Genomic DNA, 15,007 nt, shown 5'->3' on the forward strand with positions numbered 1-15,007 from the left:
TATAGCGCTCGCTTTATAGGCAAAAGACTTGTTCATATGCTAGGGTAAAATCAACATCATTCAATTATGCCGCATCACGAAGGGGTTCTCCGGTGGAAAAAGTCGCCATCGTCGTTGTTACATACAAGCGTCAGCAGCTTCTCGAGCGGTTGCTAGAGTCGTTTTCTCAGATGACAACGGCTCCATGGCGCATCATTGTTGTTGATAACGAGAATTCCCCCGAAACGGCAGCTGTTGTGTCGCGGTACCAGAAGTGTTTGGAACAAGGGGAAACAGCGTGCCAATGGCCCGATTCGGCCGAATCGGTTGTGTACGAGCCTCAAGTCGAGAACACAGGTGGCTCTGGTGGATTTAATGCGGGTATGAAGCGGGCGTACGAGTTGGGAGCCGATTGGTTTTGGCTCATGGACGACGATGTAGTTGTTTTGCCTGATGCGTTGGAAAAGCTGTCGAAGTGGATGCCAAACCATGGTGTGGTTCAGGGGAGTCGCCTTGATTACGACGGAGGCCCATTCTACTGGCAGTATCGCTTCCTTTCCGCTTTAGGTATTTACAATCCCATCGCGTCGGCAAAGTTTGATTCTGCAGGATGTAAGCCAACAAACACGGCGTGCTTTGAGGGCGGTTTGTTTAGGCGCGACGTTGTTGAACAAGTGGGTCTTCCCGACAAGCGTTTCTTCATCTACTGGGACGATTGTGTGTACGGGTACCTAGCAAGTAAGGTGACCGACTCCGTTGTGGTGTCTGATGTTATTCTGCAGCGCTCGCGTGAGGTTAAGAACTGGGAAGTGACAGGGGTTCGCCAGCTGAATTCTTCCTCGGATATGACGCGGTTCTACATTATGCGTAATCGCGGCTATATGGCACGCTACCTTATGCTGCATGGTGATTACAACCCAGTTGGCTTTGCTCTGGGTACTGTTTTGAGCTTTGCGAAGGAATTTATCCGTTTGCTTACGGTTGATCGTGCGTCGTTTGGTAGCGGAGCGAAACGCCTTGTGGCCGGATGGAAGGAATCGCGCAAGCTTATACACGATCCTAGTTGGGAGCCGATGCCGAATTTGAAATAGGTGCGCGATGTGAAGGCGTGGTTTTATTAAGGTGTCAAAGCCGTAAGATAAGGCGAAACGACCGGGGGTTTTGTTTCGCGCGACGCTGCGTGGGGCAAGCATTTTGAAGAAAGGTAGCGTGAAGAATCGTGAATAGTAATGCTCGGTATGACTATGATCCGTATGGTGCGGATCAAGATCAGGCACGCAGACGCGAACAGGCACGGCGCCGTCTTGAGACAAGGCAGCGGGGAGGTGGTGCACCAACATCAAATGAGCACGGCTTTTCGTACTATGACATGCCTTCGAACCGAATGCATGAGTCTGCATCGCAATATTCGCGGACTCGTGGGAGCTACACTGCGTCTTCTCGTCGGAGTCGGCTGCCGCTTGTTGCTGCGGCGATCGCGCTTGTTCTTGTTGTCGTAGGTGTGGGCGTTGCGGGAGCTGCGCTGCTGAAATCGGGTGATTCTACGACGGAAAGCCAGGAAAGCACGCATTCGCTTCTCGGGTTCTCAGACGCCAAGGCGCCTTCCGAGGTATCTTCTGAGGCACCAGTTGCCGACGGGGTAACGATGACACTTGGTGGCAGCAAAGACACGTACGTGCTGGTGGGAGAGGACTATCTTGAGGCGGGGTGCCATGCGGTCGATGCCGAAGAGGGCGACATAACGTCGACGGTGCAGGTGTTGGGAGAGGTTGACACGTCGAAGCCCGGCGACTATACGGTTACGTACGCGGCTACAACCTCAGATGGCGCGGTGGCTAAAGCCGAACGTACTGTTCACGTAGTTGAATCGTTTGATCAGACTGCAACCAGCTTGCCGGTGCTTATGTATCACTACGTGTACACCGAAAACGACCAACCCGAAGCACTCGATGGCAACTTCCTTCTCGATACCGCGCTCGATGGTCATCTTCGTTATCTTACGGATAATGGGTACTACTACCCGTCGTTTCAGGAAGTGAAGGCGTTTGTCGAGGGAACCCATACGCTTCCGGCAAAGAGCGTGGTGCTAACGTTTGACGACTGCGAGATAGGTTTTCTGAAATACGGCATTCCAGTGCTCGAACGTTATGGGGTTCCGGCAACGTCGTTTGTTATCTGCTCTGATGGCGATGCGTCGGAGAAAATACGAAACTATGCAAGTGAGTATGTGTCGTTCCAGTCTCATTCCTACGCTATGCATCAGGCTGGGTCAAACGTGGGGCGAGGCGGGCGCATTCACGCTATGACAAAAGATGAGATTGTTGAGGATCTGCGCCTCGCGCAGGAAGTGCTGGGAACAACCGAGGCGTTCGCTTATCCGTTCGGTGATGTGAACGAAAATGCCCAGGTCGCCATGGGGGAGGCGGGCGTGCTCTGCGCATTCACCATTATCAACGACCGGGTGCGCCCAGGTGATGACCCTACGGCACTCAATCGCGTGCGTATTTCGGGCGAATACACGCAAGAAAGCTTCGAATACCTTGTTGCCCCAAATGCCGGGTAGCGCATATCAACAGTGTCTCTCGATTGCGCGAAAACTAGCAACGCAGTGCATTTTTCTTGCGGTCTTCTTGTTGAAAGTGTATCGCCAGTGTTGAAAATAAGTGCTCAAATTAGATAAAACATAACTAACCGTTAAAAATCTTTCGATAACAGTATATGTTATTAGATTTATTCGTGATATCTTTTGAAACCGATAGATTGTAAAGTCTCTTGATGTGAAAAGGGGTGAATCTGTAGTGCTTTGCCAGTTTTCCTTTCAGAATTTCAAGTCATATCAAAACAAAGCAGTTCTCGACTTTCAGGCTGCTCCTATTAAAGAATTCTCGGAGTCGTTGATCAAGTCTGAATACGGGAACGATAGGTTTCTCCCTCTTGCGGCTGTTTATGGGCCGAACGGTGGCGGGAAAAGCGGGGTCATAGAGGCGTTGCGGGCATGTGTCGATGCAGTGGTGGGACCTAAAGAGTTTTTGTCGACTCAGAAGGACGATTACATTCTAAGGCGACGTGAAATGATGTCTCATTATAATCCGTTCAAGTTTGATCATGTCTCCCAGAGTCTCCCAACGTGTTTCGAGCTTTTTTTTCGGATGGGGTTGTACGAGTATCGCTATACTCTTTCGTATGATGAGAGATCTGTGGTAAAGGAATCACTTCATCGTCGATCGCTCAAGGGTGGCGCCATTGCGCTCATCTTCGAACGGGAAGATTCGAATGTATTTCTGGGATCGAGTGTGCCTGCCGTTGCTGGGAAAATCCTTCCCGGCGCAAGAACGCCATTTTTGTCGGTTCTCAGCGTTGCCTATGACATTCCGGCGGTTTCTGATGCAATGAAATGGTTCGAAAGTGTGAGGTTCGTTGGAAGTGGGATTGGTGTGTCCCCTTACGATACACAGCGGTTTGATATCTTGGAGAAGAATAAGAAATCAGTCGAAGATGTTTTATCGAGGATCGATTTGGGAATCACCGAAATGAATATCGCACCATTTGGGCTTGATGGTGAAGGTGCGCCTCAAGGAAAAAAGATAGAGCTACTTCATGAGGTTAGTGGTGAAGTCTTCTCGCTTCGCGAAACGGAAGAGTCTCAAGGTACACGGAGGATTCTCTGGTTGCTTCCTGAGGTGATTGAATCATTGCAGCTGGGGAGCGTTTTAGTGGTTGACGAACTGGATGAGAAACTTCATCCCAAGTTGCTACGGGAAATAATCATGCTGTATCGTTCGATGCGCACGAATGTTGCTGGGGGTCAGCTATTGTTTTCTTCCCATGATGTTTGTACGATGCGCAGTACTGTGTTTAGGCGTGATGAAATATGGTTTGCTTCAAGAAACGAATATGATTCGAGTAACCTGTATTCTCTTTATGAACTTCGCGACACCGATGGAGGACCCGTCAAAACGACTGCAGCCTACGATAAGCAATACATGGAAGGACGCTATGGCGCTGATCCGTACTTTGGTTTGATGAGAGAATGGGTCGCAAATGACTAGAAAGCCTCCCAAGAAAAGTGATATTGGGGTATAGTCTTGGTCACAAATACGAGAAAAACGCTCCGGATGTGTTTGGCAAATTGCGCCCATTCTTAGAAAAGGCCATCGCGAATTCGAGAAAGCTGATGGATTCGTATGCGCCGAAAACCCCTCCGTCGCGCAGAGCACCGGCAACTGCCATGCATGAGGTCTACGACGAACTCCTGTTCTATTTGAAATGAGGCATATTAAGGTAGAGCTATTGAACCTTATGAAGAAACACTTTTCATCTGGCGAATTGTTTCTCGTAGTCCGGCATTTCTAAGGCTCGCTATTCCTTCGGCGATCAGAGTTTTCGTATAGGATATACTGCTAATGCTCGGTTCTGGGAGATCGAGAAGCTGTGCGTAGAAACGTTTGTTGTGAGGTGATATTTCGGCTTCTGCATAAACTGTTTTTTCTGGCATACGTTTCAACATGCTGACGACGGCAGTTTTAACTCTATCGTTATCAAAGCCAATTATGTCGGTCACGAGTCGAATATAGTTTAATCCTCGTTTGCAATGGGCTCCCCAGATGTCTGGATCGATAATGTCCAGCTGTTCGAGAATGTCGGTCATCTCGTTCCATCGATCAAAGGCGACAAAAGGTGTGTTTCGAGCAAACAAAGCGGTTTTATCGGGGCTTTCCTCGCGGTAGCAGTAATACGGAGTATCAAGGTAAGCGATACCATTGGCTCGACAAAGCGTTTCGTAGAGAAAGGGGTTATCGGCCCATCCAGCACCAGGCGCTTCGACGAATCTGATGTTATGGCTGCGAATGAAATCTGTTCGGTATAGTGCACTCCAGATGGAGGGGCGGTGCCTGATGAGCCGTGTTGCGTCTTGTAATGTGAATGGCTGACGGAGGGGTTTTATCCGACCTTTGTAGCGGCAGGCAATTTTACGTTCATGTGGCGTGTCGGCGTTGATGATGGACCAGTAAGGGGTTTTGATCACATCAATTATTTGCTTTATTGACGTGAAAGAGTTGGCAAATTCTAGCATGTCCTTGAACATTGTAGGTTCAATCCAATCATCGGGTTCGAGAATAGCTATCCAGTTGCCATGCGCGGCATCAAAGCCGCGATTGCACGTTGCCCCATAACCTTCGTTGGGTTTGTCTATGACAACGATGCGCGAATCGGCTGTCGCGTGTTCTTTCATTATTTCAAGAGAGTTGTCAGTGGACCCGTCGTTTAGGCAAATGATTTCAAGGTTTACATGCGTTTGATCCTGAACACTGAAAAGCGCTTGGTCAAGGTAGGGTGCAGCGTTATATATAGGGACAATGACGGAAACCATAGCGCTGGAAGTGTCAGTTTGCTTGGCCGAATTAAACTTGTGCGGGAGTTTTATGTCTGTCATCAACGGTTCCTCTCGCGTACTCGAAAAATAGCCTAGCATCGCGCTCTTTGTTGGCTCTTTTCCGAGAAAGCACATTGTATGAATGATCAGTGGGAATATCTACTTATGATAATAGTTCTCTCCTTCTAGTTGATAGTAGCACGATGTCTGATCAAGGGAAGAGCTGAAATAGGGGTCGCCGTCGTTGCGAGAATTAGGCCATTTCTTGTCGTACAGAAGAAGCCCTTCGGGTGAGAAGTCATCTGCATTGACCCGGTTGTTGTAGATATCGTCTTGTTTGGGGATAGTAGTCATGATCTTAACATGATTGAATGCTGCGATTCTCAAGCCATTGAGAAGGAGCTTATGGCACAGATCAACCGAGCCTATTTCGCAAGAAAAAGAGGGATCAAAGCCGTTTACGGCGTCAAAATCGTGCCTGCTTACAGTAAGTCCTGCTCTGCTTACTGCACTAAAGTTTTGTGATGCACGTGCGTTGCACTGGTATCCGGGGTGTTCTTCGGGATGTCCTCTAAATAGGGGCATAATGCGCTTATTGGTTACGGCAATACCGTAACAGCAGGTTGTGTAATCGGAATATAGGATCTTTGGACCAACTGCCCCTACACCTTGAATACTGCACGCGCCAACTAATTGTCCAAGGAAGCCTGCAGTAAGAGGTATGTGCGTGTCGTCAAAGAAAGCCAGGTAGTTACCGTGGGAGTGTTGAGTTGCGTTATTGAATGATAGGTAGGAATTATCCGAGGGCGGAACGATGAGAATCTGTTTTTCTGGAAATTCAGCCATTACTTCTGCTTCCCGAGAGGTAATGAGAATGATCTCACATGGGTAGTCATTTGTTTGTTCGAATGCATGAAGGAAGTTTGTTAGCGTACCTTCCCCTTCTGTGTCTCGAACAATGACTGTTACCGTAGGTTTGTTTGTTGTTTGGAACCACGGATTATAGATATTGATTATGCCGGAGTACGTGATCGATGCGTCTATATGTGAACGTCTCGTGTGCCCAAAGATAGCTTTTCGATAGGCTTGCCTTGAATAAGGTTTTGCTTCGGGCTTTGCTGCCGTTGAGGTTTCGCTTATTCGCCAATGGTAATGCACCTTTGGCGTATGGTGCACGGCACGTGCCTGCTCTGAAGCAAAAAGAACCATGTTGTAGTCTTGTGCTCCATCGAATTCCTTACCTGGCTTTGGCATTTGGTCGATGATTGTTCGTCGTACTGTCATGAGGTGAACGATGTAGTTTTTTGAAATCAGAAGCTCTGGGGAAAAGTCGGGTTTGAACAGGGGATGAAGATGCCGATGGTTGGAATCAACAAGATCCTCGTCACAATACAGCAGATCAATAGTTGGATTCTTATTGAGTGCAACAACGTAGTCATGAAGAAGATCAGGCTCAAGCCAGTCATCATGATCGCAGAAGCAACAAAAATCTCCTCGTGCGATAGCTATGCCTTTATTCGTGTTTTCTGTAATTCCATAGTTTCGATCAAGAGTTAAAATTCTAATTCTAGTATCAGCTTGGGCGTAGGAAGTGATTTCTGATACGAGCTCTTTGCGCTCTGGGGAAGCGTTAACGAGAATAAGTTCAAACTCTCCATACGTTTGCTCCTCTATCGAATGAACCATATCATGTAGATAGTTGAGCGGAGTTTTATATAAGGGAACAATAATGCTAAATAGTGGTGAAACTAGAAATTTTTCTTCACGTTGTCTAGCAAGTTCTTCTGGTGGGGTTCTGTGTGCATGGAACCAATCTTCGTAGCGTGGGTCGCTCCACGCATCGTGAGGAAACCCATCTCTTCCGTACCCGTGCCATTTCAACACGGTTTTCGAAAGGACTTTTTTTAGGACTCGTTTTATCATGTATACCTGCCTCAAAAGGGTGGTGAAGCCCGCTAGTGATGTTCCGTTTGCAGGCTTTGATTATTTCTTGTGTGCTCAACATCGCTATATTACCACGGAGGGCGATGTGCATGAATTCCCGACATAGAGTAAGGTGACATTGATCTAGCGTTTTACTGAGAAGAAAGCATAATCATATTGCAATATGTAATCAGTGTTCAGTATCCACTGTAAAGCAAGCTCGTGTTTGCTACCGAGTTAACGAAACTACATATCTCTTTCGCTTGTAGAAGTTCTGTTATCATTGCTTCTTCAAAGGTTTAGTTGTCTTCTCAGAGAAGAATTGAGCGCTGCTTCTTGACGTAAATGAAACATGGAGGTACGGATGATTCGTCATAAGCTCTCGAACGTGGTGTTGGAAGTGCCAGAGCATATGCTTTCATATACAGGTGCTTATTACCGTACCGATGCTCCTGTTTTTAGCACAGCAGGATATCTTTCGTTTTCAGGGCGAATCGATTTTCTGACCTATTTCAACTCATGCTCACTCTCCAAATGGAAGAAATATACGAACATACAATCACTGAATTTACATTTGGAGCTTTCAGGTGCAGGCTGTGATTGTTCATTGCGGGGCGCTATGGCCGAAGATGCTCAGGTGCTTTCTCTTGGACCGGTTTTGCGATTAGATAAAGAATCGGCGTACTGTGTTGATAGACAAGATAAGGTTCTTGTTTTCGATATCCCGATCGCTGATGAGTCTGCGGATCTGGTAGCATTTGAATTGAATGCTGCAGATATAACGGAGATTCGTTCTGCTTATTATTATACTGAGGTCTCCGAAGAGCTGGTTAACCCCGTTCGACTGGCTCTTTCTACAACGACGTTCAAGAAAGAGCAATACATCGTTTCCAATATCGAGCTCATCGAGCATGAAGTATTGGGATCGAATGATCCTATTGCGGCAGCCTTTCATATGTTCGTGGTAGACAACGGTCGCACGCTTGATTCTGACGGTCTTGCTAGTAAGGGCGTTACTGTACTTCCGAACCCCAACGTTGGCGGTGCAGGGGGTTTTGCGCGGGGTATGATGGAGGCACTTGCGTCGCAGGATGGCTATACGCATGTGCTTCTAATGGATGATGATGTTATCGTTTCTCCGGAAAGCCTGAAGCGCACGTTTAATCTGCTTGCACTTGCGAAAGATGAGTACCAGAAGTCGTTTATTAATGGTGCCATGCTTGCGGTTGAGCAGCCGAACAAGCAGTTCGAAGACGTCGCTCACGTTTTGGATACAGGTGCCTATCATCGAATTAAAGGGAATATGTATATTGATGATTTGCGTGATGTTTGTCGCAACGAAGCCATTGATGTTGAGGTTCCTAATGCGTATGGCGCATGGTGGTACAGCTGCATTCCTCTATCTGTCGTTCGAGACAAGGGTTTACCCCTGCCGTTGTTCGTGCGTTGTGACGACGTAGAATATGGCATGCGTTGCAAACCGACATACATGACCATGAATGGCATTTGTGTGTGGCATGAAGGGTTTGGCGGGCGTTTCCGTCCTAATGTTGACTGCTATCAGTATGTACGTAACTTCATGATCATGATGGCTGTTGATGATTGTGCATCAGAACGGATGTTTGTGATGAGACTCAATCGAAACATCATGCTGTATTTACGAGCTATGTACTACGATGCTGTTGAATTATTCCTAGATGGTTTTGAAGATTATTTGAAAGGCCCCGATTTCATTGCTCATGCGAGAGGCGATGAAATACTGATGCAGAACGCCAAGAAAAACGAAAGGCTTGTGCCCGTCGGTCAACTCAAGGAAACTGATGGTATAGACGTCGACCACATTCAATATAATAGTAAGCTGCTAGACTTTGATAACGAACCTCCTTCGCATATTATCTTAAAGCTCTGGCGAAGCATTCCGTACGATCGTCATTTGTTGCCAGATGCATTGCTTCGTAGCGCTCCTCAGGTTATTCCATATAGTCGTTGGTCGGCGCCTGCACCGCGTACTGTAGGTACTCGTACTCTGGTTGCTTTAGATCTCGACGGAAAAGAAGGTGCTGTTCGTCGTATGGACAAGAGTCGTTATCGACGACTCAAAGAGCGTTGGAAGAGATTGAAGGCCGCCCACATGCGTCGCGGTAGGGAAGTCCGCGAAGAATATAAAGCGGCTATGCCTTACCTGACTTCGATTGACTTTTGGGATAAGTATCTGAAATCGCTTATGTAGTGGCTGCACGAGATAATAATAGAATTGGGGATTTGTTGGCGACTTAAGAAAACAGAGACGTTAATACTTGCCAAAGCTCAGGGTTTGTAGCCACCCATGCACAATACCTTTCGGGGGCCATAAGATTTACAAGCATAATTATGCCGCTAAAACTCACGCAGGCAATCGCGGCGGGATAGAGCCATTGCGGTTTTTGTACTTCGTCAAACGCTAAGCATATCAACATAGTTGCCAAGACAAAAAGCCAGAAAAAATCGGATTGGTAACGTTGGGTGACCGCAACTGTTGAATCGATGAGCATTATGCCAATCCCCACCGCAAGACACCAGACTGAAAGTGACAAAGTATTGAACTTTACCAAGTGCGACTGTACATTTTTAGACAACAGCGTCAGGCAGATAAGACACAGTGGTAAGAAAGCTATAATCCCACCATAATACGGTTCAATAATAGTGCCCGTACGCCACTGCAACCAGCCAAAGAAAAATGTATCAACGGTATAGTTCGAAAAAAATGGAAACTGGAAGTCAATATTCAACGGCGAGAAAATGTACATAATGATGCCGAGAGGAACACGAAATTCGCTTTTTGGTCCAGTCATGTCAAAGCCGGTAAGGTTGTAGTTTGACCCAAAATCGAACGGATTACCAAAGCGGATATAGTTCCACCACATAGCAAGGATTCCGATAATCAAAAAGGGGGCAACCACACTAGCAAACCGACTCCATGTTGCTGATGACACTTTCTGGTCAGGAAGAAATACCCTTTGCCAAAAGAGCGGAATTGCGAGCAAGCAAACCAACACCAGTGGTGGTCGGGAAACCAATGTGAGCGCTACCAAGAGTGACCCTACACTTACGAGCCTTTTACTGAAGCTAGGTTTTGATGATGCGTGAATCCAAACAGAAACTCCTCCTAAGGCGCAGGCAAGGCCTGATAATATCGCTTCATGATAAAACGAAGGATAAAAAACTAGGTACACCACTCCACTTGCAATATATGCAAACATGCCGAAAAGAACGATATCTCGTACATTTCGATTGCGTCCATAGCGCGCCAGTGTGTTGCGTGTAAGTGTAGCAGTGCAGAGTACGACGATAATACTCAAGAAAATGGTTGCTGCCATATTGCTCAGATGAGTCCCCGTAAGCACTTTATATGGAAGGAATAAGAGCAGTGCGGGAAGAACGCCAAAATATGAATAGTAGTTTCCGTTGTAATAGGCATAATCCCACAAGGAAGGCCAACCTGTCTCCAGTGCAGCAGCAGCTCGAGCCTTGGGATCAAAGGGGTTGTCAATCTCCGCTAGCCAATCTGGTGCGTCAATGAGAAGATGCGGGCTTCTGGCTAAGATAGCATCAGCAGCATGTTGATACTGCATCGGGTCTACTGCAAATTCCAATCCAGAAACTACTCCGGTCCCTTCATCGGATACATGGGTTGATATCCCTACCATAACGACAAGAGCTATCTGGATTACGAGCATGATTGTCCATGCAATTCGGGATTGTTTCATGAGAGAAATAGGTGACATTACACTGTACCCCTTACCCCGTTAGCGATCACGGTGCGATTCCCCAGATAATCCTCTTCGCTCACACCGAAACGGCGGATCGCCATATCCAGATTTCTAACGCTGCTAGGTCTTTTCATCGCCACCCCATGTCCTTCTCGAGCTCTTCGTATTCCCGCTTGGTGAGATACCCTTGAGCTTTCGCCTCTTTCGTGGCAGCCAGCAGCCTTTCGCTCATCATCGTCTGCCTGGCTGCGCGAATGGCCGTGGCCACGTTCTGGGAGGGGATTCCCTCGTAGAACGTCACGACGTCTTCCTTGCCCGGCTTCCTCACGCGGACACCAGAAGGAAGCTTCCTCCTGGTTCGCGTAGGCACAGCGACGAAGATGCGATTGGGGTCCGTCGGGGCGAGATCCAGCATGCCGATCACGGATTCGCCATATAGGTACGCCTTCCTGCCCAAACGCGCGACCGCGATGGCGTAGGGGTCATAGCTGCTCGGAACGTATTTGGTCAGCCGATAGAGCCCGCGGGAGATGTTCTCCAATTTCCCACGGTGGGCGAGCTTGGCAAGCTCTATGGGTGGCACCCCCGCCTCATAGGCATCCTCGGTCGATATGAGATAATAGTTGTCTACCGCGATCTCGTATATGTCGTCATAATAGCTCATGGCAGAATTATACCACTATCGGTATTGTTCTGCCATGCTACTAGAAGACAATAATCTATCTCTCAGCATTCAAAAATGCTCATAATGAGTATGAAAAGTTTCGAAGCCGGCCTTAATCGGTGTTTCCTTAGCTTTATGATTCCTGACTTCCGAGTTTCGATTTCATTTCTGGTGCTAAGAATTCGACATGGTTTGTAGGTACACTTCGCTTTGTCTTTTCATTCTCTTATTTGAGCAACAACGCTTAACCGTTTCAGTGGGTTTTGTTATCCCAAGTGAAACGTCTTCTCGGGTGATAGAATGTTAAAAACTTTCAAATTCTGCAAGTTTTTAACATGAGTGAGAGAAGGGCCTGATGATACCGCGTGATAAGTACCTTGGTAAGCTCATCCAATTCCAAGATAAGGACGTGATTAAGGTTGTCACAGGCGTACGCCGTTGTGGGAAATCGACGCTGTTGGATCTGATGGCAGAACATCTCGTCAGACAAGGGGTGGCTCCAGAGCGCATTCTCTTTTTTAAGATGGAATCAATGGCGTTCGATGACGTTCGAGAAGACTACCGCGCTCTGTACTCCTTGGTACGAAAGCGTGCAGAAGGGCTTACCCATCCCTATCTGTTTTTCGATGAGCTACAGGAGACGAAGGGCTGGGAGCGCGCGATCGACGGCCTGCGCGTCGACTTGGACTGTGATATCTATATTACCGGCTCAAACGCATTTCTTCTATCCAGTGAACTGGCAACTTTACTGTCGGGGCGCTACGTTGAAGTAGAAATGCAACCGCTTACCTTCTCAGAGTACCTAGACTTCCGAGGCGCGACCATCGAAGGGCTCAGCCTATCGCAAAGTGATTTGGCTGTCATGTCGGATGGATCTATCGTTACGCTCGCAAGCCTATTCTCTCAGTATCGCAGGTACGGCGGCTTCCCCTTTCTTTCCTTGGAAGAGCCGGATAAGAGCTCCCATCAGGCATATTGTAAGACGCTGTTTGATACCGTCATCGTGCGCGACATTTTGGAGCGTGAAAAACGGCACGGGCGACGCCAGATTACCAATGCCGATCTCCTGATTCGTATAAGCGACTTCTTAGCCGACAACATTGGCAACGAATGCTCGGTGAGCAGCATCGCCAGCGCGCTGCGCTCGCAGAATTCCAAAACAGCTGACTCCACTGTTGCAGCATATATTGAGGCGTTGGAGCAGGCTTATCTGTTTCGTCACGTACGCCGCTACGACATTAAGGGCAAAGAAATACTCAAGACTAACGGAAAGCGCTACATTTGCGATGTTGGCCTACGTAACCACAGGCAAGGATACCGAAGCTCAGATGCCGGACGTGTACTGGAGAATATTGTCTACCAGCAGCTGATCTATGACGATTACATCGTATGGGTAGGTCATTTGCGGGCAGGTGAGGTCGATTTCGTGGCGGAGCGCAACGGTGAGAGGGTCTACATCCAAGTGACGGAGGGTATGACCGAGAAAGCAACCATGGAGCGGGAACTTAAGCCTCTTAAAGCCGTGCGTGACGCCTATCCCAAGATGGTAGTTGCAGCATCTGGGAGTTACCCTACGAGTATCGATGGTATTCGAATAGTTAACGCAGTCGACTTCCTGCTCGGACGATAGTCGATGACTTACGAAGCGCTTCCTTAGACCGCATAGCGCCAATCAACGCCTTTGTGCTCCTTAGAACCAATCAACATATAGTGAAGATAGTAGGGTCTGAGCGTATCACCAAACAGGCGATGAAGTCTTGGATGTGCTTCCTTATATGTCTCTACGTCGAAACCTTTCGAAGCGCGGCGTCCCTCCTTCATGCCAACATTGACGAAGTGGGCAAGCGCATCTTCTGATGCAGCGGCGTCATTTGGAACATCTGAATAGTGAGACGTATAGAAGGTCCAGTCATACACAGGAGCGTAGTCCAGTATACCTTGGCGTGTGACGCCATCTACACGATTTGTGGAAACGACCAGTGACCCGCGCTTAGCCTCTTCAATCATATTGTAATAGTAGGGAGCAAAATCGTCTGTTCCGTACCGTTTCCTTAGATAGGGACGATTTGCAACGTAATCCTGCAAGCGAACAGCCTTCAACCCTATACGCCCTTCATTGCACCCATGCCTGATATAGTGATCTAACAAAGCTGCTGCATCGTCTCCGAACGCCTCTTTCAAATCGGGATAGTCATCACGGTACTTCTCAACATTCAATGATACGTCCTCAGGAGAAAGCGTGAATATACCTGTTGCTAAGGAGTAACCCTCTAGGTTAGGGAGAGAAGATTCTCTTGATGGTGTGTCGTCGGTCGTCAAGATCTCGAAATGGGCACATCTCACACCGTTTGCAATAAGCCACACATTCATCAAGCGTTCAGCCAAGAAGCCAAATACACGCATTTGGTATGCATCTCGGCCGTGAAACAAATCGATCTCACGCTCGATATCGTCCAAGATGGCAAACAACCAAGAACAGTAAGCGTCCATGATCCCCTTAGGAGCAATCATGATATTGCAAGGAATCAGGGAATCACTAGCAAGCAACTCATGGAAGGCAAGCTGCTCAACTAAAGGACGCTTTTTCATGATGCGCGCGAGAAGGGACATGTCGGCAACCTGATGATATCGACAATACTGTTCTGCAACCGAATGCGAAAAAGAAATTGAAGCAGGAATAAGAACGTCTGCATCTTCAAGCGCAGAGAGAATTTCTTCTGTGGAGAGCGGGCGTTCTTCGTCAGGACTCTTAAGAAACCGTCGATAGTGGCAGATACCCACTATATTCTCGGTCGCGTTTTTCCAGATCCAGTAAAGACCCGTCAGCTCAGAATAGGCAAAGTTCTTATAGGAGATGTTCTGTCCCGAATTGTCCGTCAATCGCTCACCTGACGTGATTGACGTCTTTTCGGCTGAAACTGAGCCAACTTGCAGTCCAGTATAAGGACAATCGTATTCAGGGCAGTTGACAAGATGACTTACGACATAGATTGCAACATCTCGATGATTCAATGTGACACCTCGTATGAATAACATAACCACTTGATGCATGATACCGCATAGAGTCTTAGGATCTGAAAAAGGCGGCTACTTCACGGCATAGTCCTCGCAAAGATTCCATCGTCCTTGGCTTTTCGAAGTAGTCGCTTCTTCGTATATCACCCGGGATTTAGCTTTAGCCACAACTTCTCGGATTATTAGGCGGTAATCAATCGGTCTCACCGCCGGTTCTGACACAAAACAACCATGGAAAAGCCTGCTTATGTGGGCTTTTCTCGTTTGTGGGGCATTGACATACCAGCTCAACTCATGCTACAA

The 15,007-nt window shown here is 47.7% G+C and carries 10 protein-coding genes; 5 read left to right on the forward strand and 5 right to left on the reverse strand.

What is annotated here, in order from left to right; genetic code table 11:
- Window positions 1–92 precede the first annotated feature (92 nt).
- The 3 genes from G7Y43_RS06785 to G7Y43_RS06795 all read left to right on the forward strand — a co-directional run bounded on the left by G7Y43_RS06785 (window position 93) and on the right by G7Y43_RS06795 (window position 4,028).
- Complete coding sequence (locus G7Y43_RS06785; RefSeq protein ID WP_165045367.1) at window positions 93–1,070, forward strand: glycosyltransferase family 2 protein; 978 nt, start codon at window positions 93–95, stop codon at window positions 1,068–1,070.
- 128 nt (window positions 1,071–1,198) lie between these two features.
- Complete coding sequence (locus G7Y43_RS06790; RefSeq protein WP_165045369.1) at window positions 1,199–2,542, forward strand: immunoglobulin-like domain-containing protein; 1,344 nt, start codon at window positions 1,199–1,201, stop codon at window positions 2,540–2,542.
- A 214-nt stretch (window positions 2,543–2,756) separates the two neighbouring features.
- Window positions 2,757–4,028: an ATP/GTP-binding protein gene (locus G7Y43_RS06795; protein WP_165045371.1), complete on the forward strand. Its 1,272-nt coding sequence runs from the start codon at window positions 2,757–2,759 to the stop codon at window positions 4,026–4,028.
- A 248-nt stretch (window positions 4,029–4,276) separates the two neighbouring features.
- On the opposite strand, the gene G7Y43_RS06800 is transcribed toward G7Y43_RS06795, so the two are convergent.
- Both G7Y43_RS06800 and G7Y43_RS06805 read right to left on the reverse strand, forming a co-directional pair.
- Entirely contained in the window at window positions 4,277–5,413 is a 1,137-nt protein-coding gene (locus G7Y43_RS06800; protein ID WP_165045373.1) for a glycosyltransferase, read from the reverse strand.
- 99 nt (window positions 5,414–5,512) lie between these two features.
- Window positions 5,513–7,276 carry a glycosyltransferase gene (locus tag G7Y43_RS06805; RefSeq protein ID WP_165045375.1) on the reverse strand — a complete coding sequence of 588 codons (1,764 nt, stop codon included), beginning with the start codon at window positions 7,274–7,276 and terminating at the stop codon, window positions 5,513–5,515.
- A gap of 364 nt (window positions 7,277–7,640) precedes the next feature.
- On the opposite strand from G7Y43_RS06805, the gene G7Y43_RS06810 reads away from it, so the two are divergent.
- Entirely contained in the window at window positions 7,641–9,506 is a 1,866-nt protein-coding gene (locus tag G7Y43_RS06810) for a glycosyltransferase (protein ID WP_165045377.1), read from the forward strand.
- A gap of 43 nt (window positions 9,507–9,549) precedes the next feature.
- On the opposite strand, the gene G7Y43_RS06815 is transcribed toward G7Y43_RS06810, so the two are convergent.
- Together G7Y43_RS06815 and G7Y43_RS06820 are read right to left on the reverse strand one after the other, a co-directional pair.
- Complete coding sequence (locus G7Y43_RS06815) at window positions 9,550–10,992, reverse strand: hypothetical protein (protein ID WP_165045378.1); 1,443 nt, start codon at window positions 10,990–10,992, stop codon at window positions 9,550–9,552.
- Window positions 10,993–11,155: 163 nt separating this feature from the next.
- Complete coding sequence (locus G7Y43_RS06820) at window positions 11,156–11,689, reverse strand: type IV toxin-antitoxin system AbiEi family antitoxin domain-containing protein (protein ID WP_165045380.1); 534 nt, start codon at window positions 11,687–11,689, stop codon at window positions 11,156–11,158.
- A gap of 355 nt (window positions 11,690–12,044) precedes the next feature.
- Here G7Y43_RS06820 and G7Y43_RS06825 point away from each other — a divergent pair, with 355 nt between their 5' ends.
- Entirely contained in the window at window positions 12,045–13,319 is a 1,275-nt protein-coding gene (locus G7Y43_RS06825; RefSeq protein WP_165045382.1) for an ATP-binding protein, read from the forward strand.
- A 23-nt stretch (window positions 13,320–13,342) separates the two neighbouring features.
- Here the strand turns inward: G7Y43_RS06825 and G7Y43_RS06830 are convergent, their stop codons facing one another.
- Window positions 13,343–14,701, reverse strand: coding sequence for a DUF4422 domain-containing protein (locus tag G7Y43_RS06830; protein WP_165045384.1), 1,359 nt, complete (start codon window positions 14,699–14,701; stop codon window positions 13,343–13,345).
- Between the last annotated feature and the right edge of the window lie 306 nt (window positions 14,702–15,007).

The organism is Adlercreutzia sp. ZJ138, from assembly GCF_011038935.1.
Lineage (GTDB): Bacteria > Actinomycetota > Coriobacteriia > Coriobacteriales > Eggerthellaceae > ZJ141.

Coding starts and splice junctions, on each gene's coding strand:
- G7Y43_RS06810 (WP_165045377.1), top strand. CDS start 7,641: ATGATTCGTCATAAGCTCTCGAACGTGGTGTTGGAAGTGCCAGAGCAT.
- G7Y43_RS06825 (WP_165045382.1), top strand. CDS start 12,045: ATGATACCGCGTGATAAGTACCTTGGTAAGCTCATCCAATTCCAAGAT.
- G7Y43_RS06800 (WP_165045373.1), bottom strand. CDS start 5,413: ATGACAGACATAAAACTCCCGCACAAGTTTAATTCGGCCAAGCAAACT.
- G7Y43_RS06815 (WP_165045378.1), bottom strand. CDS start 10,992: ATGCTCGTAATCCAGATAGCTCTTGTCGTTATGGTAGGGATATCAACC.
- G7Y43_RS06805 (WP_165045375.1), bottom strand. CDS start 7,276: ATGATAAAACGAGTCCTAAAAAAAGTCCTTTCGAAAACCGTGTTGAAA.
- G7Y43_RS06820 (WP_165045380.1), bottom strand. CDS start 11,689: ATGAGCTATTATGACGACATATACGAGATCGCGGTAGACAACTATTAT.